This is a genomic window from Alsobacter soli (assembly GCF_003004785.1).
In the GTDB taxonomy this organism is placed as follows: domain Bacteria; phylum Pseudomonadota; class Alphaproteobacteria; order Rhizobiales; family Beijerinckiaceae; genus Alsobacter; species Alsobacter soli.
Genome location: NZ_PVZS01000049.1, coordinates 1 through 13,763 on the forward strand (window position 1 = coordinate 1; position 13,763 = coordinate 13,763).

Annotated in this window: 12 protein-coding genes and 1 pseudogene; 10 read left to right on the forward strand and 3 right to left on the reverse strand. The window is 68.1% G+C overall.

Translation table 11 applies throughout. From position 1 onward, the window contains the following. The 3 genes and pseudogenes from SLNSH_RS23415 to SLNSH_RS23425 form a co-directional block, all read left to right on the forward strand. On the forward strand, positions 1 to 927 hold a 927-nt coding region (locus tag SLNSH_RS23415; protein WP_146140366.1), incomplete at its 5' end, for an HAD-IC family P-type ATPase. Between the two features lie 206 nt (positions 928 to 1,133). After that, positions 1,134 to 1,714: pseudogene (locus SLNSH_RS23420) on the forward strand (DUF1007 family protein). Then, entirely contained in the window at positions 1,705 to 2,862 is a 1,158-nt protein-coding gene (locus SLNSH_RS23425) for a nickel/cobalt transporter (RefSeq protein ID WP_106340579.1), read from the forward strand. The pseudogene SLNSH_RS23420 and the gene SLNSH_RS23425 overlap by 10 nt, the downstream one beginning before the upstream one ends. Positions 2,863 to 2,896: 34 nt before the next feature. Here SLNSH_RS23425 and SLNSH_RS23430 read toward each other — a convergent pair whose 3' ends face one another. Continuing rightward, positions 2,897 to 5,278: a phosphoketolase family protein gene (locus tag SLNSH_RS23430; RefSeq protein ID WP_106340581.1), complete on the reverse strand. Its 2,382-nt coding sequence runs from the start codon at positions 5,276 to 5,278 to the stop codon at positions 2,897 to 2,899. Between the two features lie 17 nt (positions 5,279 to 5,295). Next, the gene (glgP, locus tag SLNSH_RS23435) at positions 5,296 to 6,987 is read right to left on the reverse strand and encodes an alpha-glucan family phosphorylase (RefSeq protein WP_245422462.1); all 1,692 of its coding nucleotides are present in this window, start codon (positions 6,985 to 6,987) and stop codon (positions 5,296 to 5,298) included. Positions 6,988 to 7,162: 175 nt separating this feature from the next. On the opposite strand from glgP, the gene glgX reads away from it, so the two are divergent. The 3 genes from glgX (at position 7,163) to SLNSH_RS23450 (ending at position 10,989) form a co-directional block, all read left to right on the forward strand. Continuing rightward, positions 7,163 to 9,229 carry a glycogen debranching protein GlgX gene (gene glgX / locus SLNSH_RS23440; RefSeq protein WP_106340585.1) on the forward strand — a complete coding sequence of 689 codons (2,067 nt, stop codon included), beginning with the start codon at positions 7,163 to 7,165 and terminating at the stop codon, positions 9,227 to 9,229. A 131-nt stretch (positions 9,230 to 9,360) separates the two neighbouring features. Next, positions 9,361 to 10,341 carry a YncE family protein gene (locus tag SLNSH_RS23445; protein WP_106340587.1) on the forward strand — a complete coding sequence of 327 codons (981 nt, stop codon included), beginning with the start codon at positions 9,361 to 9,363 and terminating at the stop codon, positions 10,339 to 10,341. A 171-nt stretch (positions 10,342 to 10,512) separates the two neighbouring features. Continuing rightward, positions 10,513 to 10,989: a hypothetical protein gene (locus SLNSH_RS23450; protein WP_106340589.1), complete on the forward strand. Its 477-nt coding sequence runs from the start codon at positions 10,513 to 10,515 to the stop codon at positions 10,987 to 10,989. Positions 10,990 to 11,053: 64 nt separating this feature from the next. Here the strand turns inward: SLNSH_RS23450 and SLNSH_RS25065 are convergent, their stop codons facing one another. Continuing rightward, positions 11,054 to 11,221, reverse strand: coding sequence for a hypothetical protein (locus tag SLNSH_RS25065; protein ID WP_158266875.1), 168 nt, complete (start codon positions 11,219 to 11,221; stop codon positions 11,054 to 11,056). Positions 11,222 to 11,525: 304 nt separating this feature from the next. Here SLNSH_RS25065 and SLNSH_RS23460 point away from each other — a divergent pair, with 304 nt between their 5' ends. The 4 genes from SLNSH_RS23460 to SLNSH_RS23475 all read left to right on the forward strand — a co-directional run. Beyond that, on the forward strand, positions 11,526 to 12,164 hold the full coding sequence (locus tag SLNSH_RS23460; RefSeq protein ID WP_106340593.1) for a hypothetical protein: 639 nt from the start codon (positions 11,526 to 11,528) through the stop codon (positions 12,162 to 12,164). Positions 12,165 to 12,173: 9 nt separating this feature from the next. Next, a complete protein-coding gene (locus SLNSH_RS23465; RefSeq protein WP_106340595.1) occupies positions 12,174 to 12,437 on the forward strand; it encodes a DUF2933 domain-containing protein in 264 nt (87 codons plus the stop codon). Between the two features lie 10 nt (positions 12,438 to 12,447). Continuing rightward, complete coding sequence (locus tag SLNSH_RS23470; protein WP_106340597.1) at positions 12,448 to 13,110, forward strand: methyltransferase family protein; 663 nt, start codon at positions 12,448 to 12,450, stop codon at positions 13,108 to 13,110. Between the two features lie 90 nt (positions 13,111 to 13,200). Beyond that, positions 13,201 to 13,763: multicopper oxidase domain-containing protein (locus SLNSH_RS23475; RefSeq protein WP_158266876.1), on the forward strand; the 563-nt coding region annotated here is incomplete at its 3' end.

Below are 13,763 nucleotides of genomic sequence, written 5' to 3' on the forward strand. Positions count from 1 at the left end.
ACCCTGACCGAGGGCAAGCCCGCGGTCACAGCCGTCGTGCCGGCGGAAGGCTTCCCCGAGGCGGAGATCCTGCGCCTCGGGGCGACGGTGGAGCGCGCGAGCGAGCACCCGCTGGCTGTCGCCATCGTGGCGGCGGCCGAGGCGAAGGGCATCGCCCCCGGCCAGCTCGCCGACTTCGACTCCCCGACCGGCAAGGGGGCGCTCGGCTCCGTGGACGGCCGCGCCGTGGCGCTCGGCAACGCCCGCTTCCTGGCCGAGAGGGGCGTCGACGTCGGCCCGCTCGCGGCTCGGGCGGAGGAGCTCCGCCAGGACGGCGCGACCGCCATCTTCGTGGGCGTTGACGGGAAGGCGGCCGGCATCCTGGCCATAGCCGACCCGGTGAAGGCGACCACCGCCGGCGCCCTCAAGGCGCTGCGCGACGAGGGCGTGCGCGTGGTCATGCTCACGGGCGACAATCGCACGACGGCGCAAGCCGTGGCGCGCCGGCTGGGCATCCCGGACATCGAGGCCGAGGTCCTCCCCGAGCAGAAGAGCGCCGTGGTCGAGAAGCTCAAGCGCGAGGGCCGGGTCGTCGCGATGGCGGGGGACGGCGTCAATGACGCCCCGGCGCTGGCCGCGGCTGAGGTCGGCATCGCCATGGGAACGGGCACGGACGTGGCCATCGAGAGCGCAGGGGTGACCCTGCTCAAGGGGGACCTGACCGGCATCGTGCGGGCGCGGCGGCTCTCCGAGGCGGTGATGAGCAACATCCGCCAGAACCTGTTCTTCGCCTTCGTGTACAACGCGCTCGGCGTCCCGGTCGCTGCCGGCGTGCTCTACCCCGTCTTCGGGCTGCTGCTGTCGCCGATCATCGCGGCCGCGGCCATGGCGCTCTCGTCGGTGAGCGTGATCGGCAACGCCGTCCGGCTCAGGGCCGTGCGGCTCTGAGCTCTTGGTGAGCTATCCTGATGAGGGTGCGCTCTGTCCAGAGCGCGCCCGGAACACGCGGGCTGAACAAACCGTAATCTACGCGCCACGCTGCGGCCTCATGTGGCCCTTAGCGCGTGCTCCCGGCCGCGAGCTGTTGGCCAGGGTGCGGGGGAGCATGGCGCGTGATCCGAGATTGTTCGGCTTGGTTTTTGGTCGCCGTGATGATGCTCCTGGCGGGCACGGGACCAGCATCAGCCCATCCCCACGTCTGGGTGACCGTGAAGTGCGAGGTGGTCTGGACCTCTGACGGCCGAATCGGCGCGATCAAGCATCACTGGACCTTCGACGACGCCTACACGAGCTACGCCGTGCAGGGGCTCGACACCAACGGGGACGGCGTCTACTCGCGCGACGAGCTGGCAGGCCTGGCGAAGGTGAACACCGAATCCCTGGCGGAGACGGGCTTCTTCACCGTGGGAAGCAGGATTTCGGAGCGCCCCAGGACTACTGGCTTGAGCACGCGCACAATCAGCTGACGCTCAATTTCACCATTCCGCTCAAGGAGCCTGCCTTCGCGAAGCGCACGCTCATCCTTGACGTCTACGATCCGACCTTCTTCGTCGATTTCAGCTACGCAGACGGCGACGACGCCGTGAAGCTGACGGGATCGCCTGCGAACTGCGCCGTGCAGCTTTCCCGCCCCAAGAAGCCGGATCCGAAGGCGCAGACCCTCTCCGAGGATTACTTCGCCAACGCCAACATGGGCTTTCAGTTTGCCTCCAAGGTGATCATCGCATGTCCGTGAGAGAAACGGTGAGCGTGGCCGCGGCGCCGCCCTGGGCCGAGTTCAAGTCCTGCGACCGCAGGCGCCTGCTGTTGAGCATCGCAATCGCGCTTGGCGCGGTCGGCCTCGTTGGCCTCGTCGGGCTTCTGCTCACTTGGGCCGTGGGCGGCATGGCCAGCGCGGCGCCGGCGCCCAAGAATCCATTCGGTGTCGGGGTGCGCGAAGCCGGGGCGCCCGGCAATGCGTTGGCTGCATGGATCCTCGGGACGCAGGCCGCCTTCTACCACCAACTGACCGCGGCCATCCGCGATCTCAAGGCGAACGGGTCGGCCGGCTGGTCCCTGGCGGCGATCAGCTTCGCGTACGGCGTTTTCCACGCGGCCGGACCGGGCCACGGCAAGGCGGTCATTTCCGCGTGGATCGTCGGCAACGAACGAGCCCTGCGACGCGGTCTCGCGATGGCCTTTGCTGCCGCGGGCGTTCAGGCGCTGGTGGCCATCGCGCTTGTCACCGTTCTATCCGGGCTGTTGCGCCTCACCGCGCTCCGGATGACCAGCGTCACGGGCGCCGTAGAGATGACGAGCTTCGCCGCGGTCGCCCTTATCGGCGCAGCCCTGACTTGGCGCAAGGCGCGTGCCCTGGCGTCACGCGTTCTGCCCAACGGGTCGTCGCCTGCCCATGCTCCTCATGAGGGCTGCTCGCCGGGCTGCGAAGTGTCGAACTTGGTCGTTTCCGGTTCGCGGTCTCAAGGCCCCGAAGGGACCGTGAGGTCGGTCGTGGCTTGCGAGGCTTGCGGGCCGGACTGCGGACATGTCCACCTCCCGGGTCCCGAGCGCGCGTCGGCAGGATGGCGTGAGGCCGCCGGGGCCGTCTTGGCCGCCGGGATCCGCCCCTGCTCGGGCGCGATCATTGTGCTGGTGTTCGCGATGGCGCAGGGCCTCTACCTTGCCGGCATCGGCGCGACCCTCGCCATGGGGTTCGGCACGGCTGTGACCACTGGCGCACTCGCCGCGCTGGCCGTGTTCGCGAAGGGCGCGGCCTTGCGACTGGCCTCCGGGCGCGGCGGCGCCGAGTGGCTGGTGGCGACAATGGAAGTGCTGGCCGGCGCCTTCGTGTTCGCCCTGGGCCTCGCGCTCGCTATGGGTGTCACGACGGCGGGGTCGGTATAGGGCACAAAGTGATCATGTGACTCTGACTCCTGAGTCAGTCGCCGCTCTTCGCCGCCGTGCGGTCCGGCCAGCCCCAGTTCCGGATCTCGGGCATGTCCTCGCCGTGGCGGGCGATGTAGTCCCTGTGCTCGACCAGCTTATCCCGGACCGATTGCACGATGTGGGCGGCGTCTCGCGCGAGCTTCGGCACATGGCGCGCGGCCGCCTCGACGAGGTGGAAACGGTCGAGCCCGTTCAGGACCACCATGTCGAACGGTGTCGTCGTGGTGCCCTCCTCATGGAATCCGTGAACATGGAAGTTGCTGTGATTGCTCCGCTTGTAGGTGAGGCGGTGGACCAAGTGGGGGTAGCCGTGAAACGCGAAGATCACCGGCTTGTCCTTGGTGAACAGGAGGTCGAAGTCGCTGTCACCCAACCCGTGTGGATGCTCGTCCCGCGACTGCAGCGTCATGAGGTCGACGACGTTGACCACCCGCACTTTGAGATCAGGCGCCCGCTCGCGAAGCATCGCGGCCGCAGCAAGGGTTTCGAGCGTCGGGACGTCGCCGGCGCAAGCCAAGATGACGTCGGGTTCGTCGCCGTGGTCCGTGCTCGCCCACTCCCAGATCCCGATGCCGGCGCTGCAGTGGGCGACCGCCTGGTCCATCGTGAGCCATTGAGGGGCGGGCTGCTTGCCCGCGATGATGACGTTGACGCGGTCATAGGTCCGCAGGCAGTGGTCCGCCACATAGAGCAGGCAGTTCGCATCCGGCGGCAGGTAGACGCGCACGGTGTCGGCCTTCTTGTTGACGACCACGTCCATGAAGCCGGGATCCTGGTGGCTGAAGCCATTGTGATCCTGGCGCCAGACGTGGGATGTCAGCAGGTAGTTGAGCGACGGGACGGGCCGACGCCACGGCAGCTCGCGGGCAACCTTGAGCCACTTGGCGTGCTGGTTGAACATGGCGTCGATGATATGGATGAACGCCTCGTAGCACGAGAAGAGGCCGTGGCGGCCGGTCAGCAGGTAGCCTTCGAGCCACCCCTGGCACAGGTGCTCGCTGAGGACCTCCAGCACCCGGCCCTCGCGCCCGAGGTGAACATCCTCGGGCAGGATCGCCTCCATCCAGGCCCGGTCGGTCTTGTCGAACACGGCGTCGAGGCGGTTCGAGGCGGTCTCGTCGGGCCCGAAGATCCGAAAGTTGCGAGCCGCCGCATTCAGATCGAACACGTCCCGGAGGTAGGCTCCGAGAACACGGGTCGCCTCACCGGTCGCCTTCACGGGCACGGCATAATCGCGGAAGTCCGGGAGCCGAAGCGGACGGGTCAAGAGGCCGCCATTGGCGTGCGGATTGGCGCCCATGCGGCGCTCGCCTGCGGGAGCCAGGGCAGCGATCTCGGGGCGCAGCTTCCCGGCGTCGTCGAACAGCTCGTCTGGCCTGTAGCTGCGCAGCCAGTCTTCAAGCTGCTTCCTGTGAGCGGGGTTGCCGCGGGTGTCGGCGAGCGGCACCTGGTGAGACCGCCAGAACCCTTCGGTCTTGAGCCCGTCGACCTCCTTGGGTCCTGTCCACCCCTTGGGGGTCCTGAGCACGATCATCGGCCAGCGCGGGCGCTCCCCGGTCCGGCCTGAACGAGCCGCAGTTTGGATGGCGGCGATCTTGTCCATGACTGTGTCCATCGTGGCCGCGAGGGCCTGATGGACTGACTCGGGTTCGCTCCCCTCGATGAAGTGCGGCTCGTGACCGTACCCGATCAGCAGCTTTTCAAGTTCGTCCTGGTCGATCCGGGCGAGGATCGTGGGATTGGCGATCTTGTAGCCGTTGAGATGCAGGATCGGGAGGACGGCGCCATCGCGGGCGGGGTTCAGGAACTTGTTCGAGTGCCAGGAGGCCGCGAGCGGCCCGGTCTCTGCCTCGCCGTCCCCGATGACGCAGGCCACGATCAGGTCCGGGTTGTCGAAGGCGGCCCCGTAGGCGTGGAGCAACGCATAGCCCAGCTCCCCGCCTTCGTGGATCGAGCCGGGCGTCTCCGGGGCGGCATGGCTCGGTATGCCGCCAGGGAACGAGAATTGCCGAAACAATCTCCGCAGGCCAGCGGCGTCCTGGGAGATGTTCGGGTAGATCTCGCTATAGGCGCCCTCCAGGTACGTGCTGGCGACCATGCCGGGACCACCGTGGCCCGGGCCGCACACGTAGAGCACGGCAAGGTCTCTCGCCCGGATCACCCGGTTGAGATGGACGTAGATCAGGTTCAGCCCGGGCGTCGTGCCCCAATGGCCGAGCAGGCGTGGCTTGACGTGCTCTTCCTTCAGCTCGTCTCGCAGCAACGGATTGTCGAGAAGATAGATCTGGCCCACGGACAGGTAGTTCGTGGCGCGCCAGTAGGCGTCGAGCCGGTCCGACTCGTCGGGGCTCAGCGGCTTTTCCGGTGACCTCATGACCGCCCTTTCTCGCCTCAGGGGCGGACATAGGCTTCCGTCGTGTAGCGGCGCATCATGCGCTGGCTGTTGAAGTAGGACGCAATCTTGGAGATGCCCTGCTTCATCATCCTGATCCAGCCGGCGCGGTCGTGGTAGTAGAGGGGCAGGACCTCCCCTTCGAGCTTGTCGTAGAGATCACGCCCGTGCTGCTCGGCTCCTTCGGGGCCGTCCCGGCCGATGGACCAGCCTGTGACGCCTTCGACGCAGGCCTCGATCCACCAGCCGTCCAGCACGCTGAGGTTCAGGACCCCGTTCAGGGCTGCCTTCATGCCGCTCGTCCCCGACGCTTCGAGCGGCGGCAGGGGCGTGTTGAGCCAAACGTCCGTCCCGGCCACGAGCGTGCGCGCCAGCGCCATGTCGTAGTTCGGCAGGAAGGCCATGCGAATTTCCGGCGAAAGCTGGCGCATCCGGGCATGGACGTCCCGGATGATCTGCTGCCCCTGCGTGTCACGCGGATGCGCCTTGCCAGCGACCACGACCTGGAAGGGGAACTTGGCGGCGAGAGAGCGCAGCCGCTGCATGTCCGAGAACAGGAGGTCCGGGCGCTTGTACCCCGTCATGCGCCGAGCGAAGCCGATCAGCGGCGCGTTCTGATCCATGCTGATTCCTGTTCTGCGTCGGACCTCGTCCAGCAACTCGTGCTTGGCGGCCTGGTGGGCGGCCCAGACCTCCTCGTCAGGAAGCTGGTCAGCGCGCACGAGCAGCTCGGGCTCGTGCCCCCAGTTTGGCAGTATCCCCTGATACAGCTCGGCGAACCCCGCATGGGTCCAGGTCGGGGCATGCACGCCGTTGGTGATCGCGGCGATCCTGTAACCGGGGAACATCCGCTGGGTCGTCTCGGCATGCCGGCGCGCGACGCCGTTGACGTAGCCGCTCAGGTTGAGCGCGAGCCTGGTCATGTTCAGCCGGTCTTCGCCGGCCAGAGGTCTGATCTCGTCGGGAGCGATGAAGTCGTCTCCTAAGACACGCCGGACGTGCTCGTAGGAGAACCGGTCGTGTCCGGCTTCGACCGGCGTGTGCGTGGTGAACACGCAGACGTCGCGAACGTGATCGACTTCGTGCTCCAAGCCGTTGGGTCCGGATCGGCGCCTGCGGCGCAGGAGTTCGAGCGTCAGCAGGGCCGCGTGCCCCTCGTTCAGGTGATAGGTTCGGATGCTGAAGCCGAGCGCCTGGAGCGTGCGGACGCCCCCGACACCCAGAACAACCTCCTGTTTCAGGCGATAGACATCGTCGCCGCCGTACAGGTGGTCCGTGATCGAGCGGTCCTCGGGGGCGTTCTGGTCGAGGTCGGTGTCCAGCAGAAGGACCGGGACGAGGTGCCCCAGGGGGCAGGCCACGACATAGAGCCAGGGCCTGATCCAAACGGATCGGCCCTCGACCGACACAGCGATCATCGCGTCCAGGGGGGTCGCCCACTCTGACGGCTCCCACGGGTCGTCATATCCGACCTGGGACCCGTCCGGCGCGATCTCCTGCCGAAGATACCCGGCCCGGCTCGCCAGGCTCACGAACACGACCGGCAGTTCGAGGTCGGCGCAGGATCGGGCCGTGTCGCCGGCCAGAATGCCGAGCCCGCCACTGTAACTGTGGATCTCCGGCCGCAAGGCGATTTCCATGGAGAAATACGCGATGCTCGTGCGCTGGGTATACGGGAGGATGCCTGTCACCGGGGGGGTCCAGTCCTTGGTGCCCCCGGATCATAGGCTCGGAAGAGGCCTCGATTGTGGCGTATTTTGCCTGATGCTGATCGGCACGACAGGCCGGGACGCAAGCCACGCCTGACGGACCCCGACAGCCGCCCGGCTTTCGCCGGCCGCCGCCGGCGGCGCAGAAGGCCGCCCGATGCACGAGAAGATCAGGAACCCGCCGTCCGTCTCGGTTCGTGTCGAGCGTGGGGAGCCGCTTCCCCTCGGGCTTCATGACTGCCGTGGGGGCATGAACCTTTCCGTGTTCAGTCGCCATGCGACCAGAATTGCGCTGCTCCTGTTCGATAGCATCGGCGCAAGATCGCCGCTCATGACGCTTGAGCTCGGACCGCCTCACCACCGGACGGGCGACCTCTGGCACGTCCGTCTTTCTGGCGATCTGGACGGGATGCTTTACGTGCTGCAGGCCGAGGGTCCCGAGAGCCCCGGGCTTCGGTTCGAGCCAGACCGGTGCTTGCTGGATCCATACGCCGCCGCGGTGGCGGGCGAAGCCTGGAGCCCGTTGTCCCCGCCGCTACCCGGTGCACGGAACCGAGCTCGCCGGGGCGTCATAGCCGACCACTCCTTCGACTGGCAGGACGATCTCCGTCCAGGTCATCCATGGAGCAGGACGATCATCTACGAGACCCACGTGCGGGGCCTCACCATCCATGTTTCGGCGGCAGCCGCCCACCCGGGCCAGTTTCTCGGAGTGGTCGAGAAGATCCCCTACCTGAAACGCCTGGGCGTCACAGCCGTCGAACTCATGCCGGTGCAGGCCTTCGACCCCTACACCAGACGGAAACATGATCCAGTCACGGGATCGCCCATGCCGGATTACTGGGGCTACGACCCGGTCGCCCTGTTCGCACCGATGCCGGGCTATTCCTCCGGGCTCTCGGCCCACGCGGCGCTGACCGAATTCAAGACAATGGTCCGCGAGCTCCACAGGGCTGGCGTCGAGGTCATCCTCGACGTCGTCTTCAACCACACGGCGGAAGGGGGCGACACTGGCGAAACCTACAGCTTTCGCGGGCTGGACAACCCGATCTACTACATCCTCTCCCCCGACCGGAGCCGGTACGTGGACTTCACCGGTTGCGGCAACACGCTGAACTGCAACCACCCGGTCGTACGCGGCATGATCGTCGACTGTCTCCGGCACTGGGTGGTGGAGATGCATGTCGACGGGTTCCGCTTTGACCTCGCATCCATCCTGGGTCGGGACGCCGAGGGAAAGGTGCTCTCGAACCCGCCCCTGCTTGAGCAGATCGCAGAGGATCCCCTGCTGCGGGACGTCAAGCTCATCGCCGAGGCCTGGGACAGCGCCGGCGCATTCCAGGTGGGCCGGTTCCCGGGCACGCGATGGGCTGAATGGAACTGTCACTACCGCGATGAGGTCCGCCGGTTCTGGCGCGGTGATCCCGGCATGACGGGGCGCTTTGCCACCCGCCTGTGCGGCAGCGCGGACCTGTACCAGCAAGGCGGCAGCGGCTCCCCCGTGAAGAGCATCAACTTCGTCACGTGCCATGACGGCTTCACCCTGAATGATCTCGTCTCCTACGCCACCAAGCACAACGAGCCCAACGGCGAGGGCAATCTCGACGGCGTGAACCACAACCACAGCGACAACAACGGCTGGGAGGGGCCGGCCGAGGACGCCGGGACAGAGGCGATGCGTCTTCGCCAGATCAAGAATATCTTAACGAGCCTGTTCGTCTCGCGTGGGGTCCCCATGCTGCTCGGTGGCGACGAGTTCCGCCGCACGCAGGGCGGCAACAACAACGCATACTGCCAAGACAACGAGACGTCCTGGTACGACTGGCGGCTGGCCGATCAGCACCAGGAACTGGTTGCGTTCGTCTCCGACCTGATCGCCCTGCGCAAGGCGCATCCGGTTCTCAGCGCGGATCGTTTTTACGAGCCCGAGGAGATCGAGTGGTTCGGTCCGAACGGCGGTCCCGCGGACTGGGACGGGCCCAACAACCAGCTCGGGTGCGTGATAAATGCCCATGGGACTGGAGCCCTTTGCCTTCTCTTCAACGCATCTGCCGCCCCGTGCCGATTTGTGGTCCCGATAAGGGCAGAGAGCTGGCGAGTGGCTGTCGACACGGCTGCATCTGCGCCGAGGTCGGCCGTTGTGCCAGGCGGCGAGATGGTGCTGGTGCCTCGCTGCACCCGCATCCTCGTTGCCATGCTCGACGCAGAGGCGAAGCCCGCCTGACATGGCGGCGCCTGGCTCGCAGCCCTGACGAACTGCGGGCCGTGCGGCTCTGAGAGCCCGGTGTTTGCTGCGCAACAAAGTGCGGCGACGCAGGTGGATCTAACCTGCGGAAGCAAATCCGGAGGCGCACCATGCTTGCCCGCCTGCTCTCGTCGACGTTGATCCTCGTGGCCGTCGCAGCCGCACCGGCCATGGCCGGTCCAGTCTTCGTGGCGGACGAAGGCGGCCAGACGATCACGACCCTCGACCCGGTCTCGGGCAAGGCGCAGCAGCTGGCCCTGTCGTTCGCCCCGCACAACGTCGACGCAGCTCCCGGCGGCCTGGTGCTGGCCGTTGGGGTCCCCGCCCACGAGGGCGGGCACGCGGGGATGCCGGCCGGCCGGATGGTGACCGCGAGCGAGCGGGACGGCGCGCTCGCCGTGAAGGACGAGTTCGAGATCGGCGGGCATCCGGCCCACGTCGTCCCGGACCACGAGGGCCGGTTGGCCTACGTCACCGACGCGGCGGCCGACGCCGTCGCGGTGATCGACCTCGGGTCGAAACGCGTCGTCGCCCGGATCCCGGTGGGCCGCTACCCGCACGGCTTGCGGCTCTCGCCGGACGAAAGCACGCTCGCGGTCGCCAACATGAAATCAGGGACGGTGTCCCTGGTTGACGTGGCCTCCCGCAAGCAGGTGGCCGCCATCCCCGTCGGAACCGCTCCCGTCCAGGTCGCCTTCGCCCCGGACGGGACGAAGCTGTATGTTTCGCTCAACGGCGAGAACAAGGTCGCGGCCGTGGACTTGGCGCTACGGAAGACGGCGTGGACCGCCCCCGTGGGGCGCGGGCCGGTGCAGCTCGCCGCGGCAGGCCAGCGCGTGGTCGTGGCCAACCAGGGCAACGCCAAGTCGCCCGACAACACCGTGAGCGTGCTGGATGCGGCCTCTGGTTCGGCGGTAGCAACGGTCATTGTCGGCAAAGGCGCCCACGGCGTCGCCTTGGCGCCGGACGGTGGCCGCGCGTTCGTGACGGACACCTACGAGGACACCGTCTCCGTCGTCGACCTGGACTCGCTTAAGGAGGTCGCCCGTCACCGGGTCGGCAAGGGCCCGAACGGCATTGTCGCGCCCTAGTCGTGAGCGGGGCTCGCGCAACCGGGCCGGCCGCGCAGGACGGCTCGACCCCGCATCTGCGTGGCCGCTTGGGACAACACCTGATCCAGCTCAAGGCGGCAGGAGACGATCCGATCCAAGCTTGTGATAGCGTGCCCCCGCGTACCGCCTGCGGGCATAAGGGGAGCGACCATGGTGAGGATGATCTCTCGCCGCGACGCGCTGATCCTGGCCGGCGGGCTGTGCGGGTCTTTCGTACCCGCTCACCCGCGCGCCGACGTGCTGGAACCGTACCGGAAAGCTGGAGAGCTGGGCGTATACCTCGGCGTCATCCCGGCCCAGATCGCGAGGCGGCACCCCGGAGATCATCCGGAGGCGACCATGCACGGTGGCTCGACTTCAGGGCGCGACATGCACCTGGTGGTCGCAATCTTCGATGCCTCAGGCAACCGCGTCGAGGATGCCGAGGTGTCCGCTGCCATAGCAGAGGTGGGCCAGGTCGGGCGGCACTGGGCCAGACTTGAGCCCATGAAGATCGCCGACACGGTCACATTCGGCGGGTTTGTGTCCCTTTCCAAGAGCGGCCGCCAGAGTATCGACATTGAGATCCGGCGCCCCGGATCAACAGCTGCGCAGGTTGCGAGCTTCACCTACGATCCCGGCTCCTGAGTCGGACCGCGCGTCTCTCGGCTAATTATTCGGACTAAACGTCGCGCCGGTGCTGCGCTTTTTGTCAGGTTTGATCGAGCGCAATGCAAAGGGCCGCTTCCTGGGCCAGTCTGAATACATGAGCACCCGGCTTCCCCCCACCGGTCAGCTGGCCCGCTTCGTTGCGGTGCTGGGCCTGCTTCTGCTCGCGCTGACCCACGCCGAGCCTGTGGCCGCCCACGGCGCCCTTCATGCGGGTCCCGAGATGCGGGTCCACCACGCCCAGGCCCTCGCGGGCGCGGCTCTGGCGCCCTCCCTGGCCGTCGCGCCTTGTCCCTGCTGCGTGGCAGGGCCATGCTGCTGCGCGCTCGTCGGCTTGGCGGCTTCGGGGCCGGCCTTCTCCGTGCCCGCTCTCTCGCGTCCAATGACAAGGCCCGTCCCTCTGAGCGGCCTCCTGTCTTCGCCCGGAGAGCGGCCGCCGAGATCCCGTCACGGTTGAGCCTGTTCCGCCCGCGCCCGCGCGCAGCGGCCCCTTCACGTTGACGAGGACTTTCACCATGCGCATCGCAGCCATCCTGCTCACCATCGGGGCGCTTTCCGCGCCCGCCTACGCCCAGACGGGCGACGTCCAGGACCATTCCGCCCACCACCCAGCCGCCGAGGCGGCCCCTTCATCCTCATCCGACGCGGCCGGCTCCCAGCAGGCCGCGCCGGCCCTGTCCGCCCCCGCCCAGGGCGGCAGTCAGGGCGCATCGGCGGCCATGGGCTGCCCGATGATGCCTGAGATGATGCAGTCCATGATGAAGGGCATGATGCAGGGCATGGCCGGCGGCTCGGCCCAGGCCGGCTCGGGCATGCCCTCAGGCATGGGTATGGCCTCAGGCATGGGCATGGGCTCCGGGATGGGAATGGGGCCGGGCGGAGCCCGGGCCGCCGCATCCGACCAGAGTCTCGCGGGCATCACCTACCGCGCAATCGCCCAGCGGGCGGTGGCCGCCCTTCAGACGAATCCGGGCAGAGGCGACGCCGAGTTCGCCCGTTTGGCCACGGCTCTGGAGGAGGCGCTGGCCGACGCAGCCAAGACGGCCGCGGCCTTCTCAGACGACTCGGAGACCCGCCGCCGGGCCCAGCAATTCGCGGCCTCCCACCAGGACGACCTGCAGACCCTGCGGGCGTGGTCGGCGCAGGCCAAGTAGGAGGCGCTCATGACCCCCCACGACCTCTCCGAGCCGCGGCACGAAGGCACCAACTCGTTCTGGCGCTCGGCCGCTGGGCTCGGGCTCGCGGTGCTGCTGGCCGTCGCAGCGTTCTACCTCCTGGCCGAGCACCAGGCACACCTCTTCGGGGTGCTGCCCTACCTGTTCCTGCTCGCCTGTCCGCTGATGCACATGTTCATGCACGGCGGCCACCACCACCATCACGGCTCGCCCGGGGGGGCCGGCGCCCGCCCGGACGAGCCCGGCCGCTGAGGAGGGCGCCATGCACGACACGCCCGCCTACGGCCTCTGGGCCCTCGTGGTCATCAACTCGGTGTTCTTCATAGCCTTCGCGGCGAGTTTCAGCGGCCTGCGCTGGGACAAGGACTGGCGTTCGCTGGGGCCCTACTCGGCCTTCATCGTCGCCCTGTTCACCGAGATGTACGGCTTTCCGCTCACGGTCTACCTGCTGTCGGGTTGGCTGGGGCGGCGCCTCCCTGGCGTCGACCTGTGGTCGCACGACGCGGGCCACCTCTGGTCCACGCTGCTCGGCTGGAAGGGCGACCCGCACTGGAGCCTGCTGCACCTGGGCAGCGCCGCTGTGATCGGGGCCGGCTTCTGGCTGCTCGCGGCCTCGTGGAAGCGGCTCTTCGACGCCCAGCGACGCGGGGCGGTGGCGACGGAGGGGCCCTACGCCCGCATCCGCCACCCGCAATACGCCGCCTTCGTCCTGGTCATGTTCGGCTTCCTGCTGCAGTGGCCGACGATCCCGACCTTGATGATGTTCCCGCTGCTGGTCGCCGTCTACGCGAGGCTCGCTTGGCGCGAGGAGCAGGACAGCCTGCGGCGGTTCGGTGACGACTACGCCCGCTACATGGCCAGCGTCCCAGCCTTCATCCCGCGGCTGCGGCCGCCGGCGTCGAAGTCGGGCGAGGCCACGGCATGAATTCTTGGGCGGGAGCCGTCCAAGGGCCCCCGCGACCCATCGACTAGGCGGCTGGCCACATGAGCGCCGGCCCTCAACGAGGTCCCTACCATGACGATCCACCGTCGCGACTTCCTACGCGCGGCTGCAACTGGCACCCTGGCGCTCGGCGCCCCCGCCGCGCTGGTCCGTGCAGCCGGCGCCCAAGGCGCCCCGGAGGGCGCGCCCAAGCTGCTTCGCGCCCTGACGCGCACCATCGAGGTCAACCGCAAGCCCGCGACGGTCTGCGGGCTGCAGCAGGCGGACGGCTCGGCCGGCCTGACGTTCGCCGAGGGCGACACCTTCGCTGTCGAGCTGCGCAACGAGCTCGCCGAGCCGACCACGATCCACTGGCATGGCCTCACGCCGCCCTGGGCGGCCGACGGTGTCGCGGGCGCGCCCGAGCCGCTGCTGGAACCGGGCGCCTCGCGCCGCTACGCCTTCCCGGTCGGTGCCGCCGGAACCCATTGGATGCACGCGCACACCCTGCAGGAGCAGAACCTCCTGGCCGCGCCGCTGATCGTGCGCGACAAGGACCACGCCAGCCGGGACGAGCAGGAGGTGGTTATCCTGCTGCACGACTTCTCGTTCACACCGGCGGCCGAGCTCCTGGCTAGGCTCAAGGCCGGAGGCGC

Bases quoted from the DNA above. Each gene is read 5' to 3' on its own strand.
- SLNSH_RS23425 (WP_106340579.1), top strand. From the start codon at position 1,705: ATGTCCGTGAGAGAAACGGTGAGCGTGGCCGCGGCGCCGCCCTGGGCC.
- SLNSH_RS23430 (WP_106340581.1), bottom strand. From the start codon at position 5,278: ATGAGGTCACCGGAAAAGCCGCTGAGCCCCGACGAGTCGGACCGGCTC.
- glgX (WP_106340585.1), top strand. From the start codon at position 7,163: ATGCACGAGAAGATCAGGAACCCGCCGTCCGTCTCGGTTCGTGTCGAG.
- SLNSH_RS23445 (WP_106340587.1), top strand. From the start codon at position 9,361: ATGCTTGCCCGCCTGCTCTCGTCGACGTTGATCCTCGTGGCCGTCGCA.
- SLNSH_RS23450 (WP_106340589.1), top strand. From the start codon at position 10,513: ATGGTGAGGATGATCTCTCGCCGCGACGCGCTGATCCTGGCCGGCGGG.
- SLNSH_RS25065 (WP_158266875.1), bottom strand. From the start codon at position 11,221: ATGAAGGGCGCCGTGGGCGGCCACAGGCTCGGCGTGGGTCAGCGCGAG.
- SLNSH_RS23460 (WP_106340593.1), top strand. From the start codon at position 11,526: ATGCGCATCGCAGCCATCCTGCTCACCATCGGGGCGCTTTCCGCGCCC.
- SLNSH_RS23465 (WP_106340595.1), top strand. From the start codon at position 12,174: ATGACCCCCCACGACCTCTCCGAGCCGCGGCACGAAGGCACCAACTCG.
- SLNSH_RS23470 (WP_106340597.1), top strand. From the start codon at position 12,448: ATGCACGACACGCCCGCCTACGGCCTCTGGGCCCTCGTGGTCATCAAC.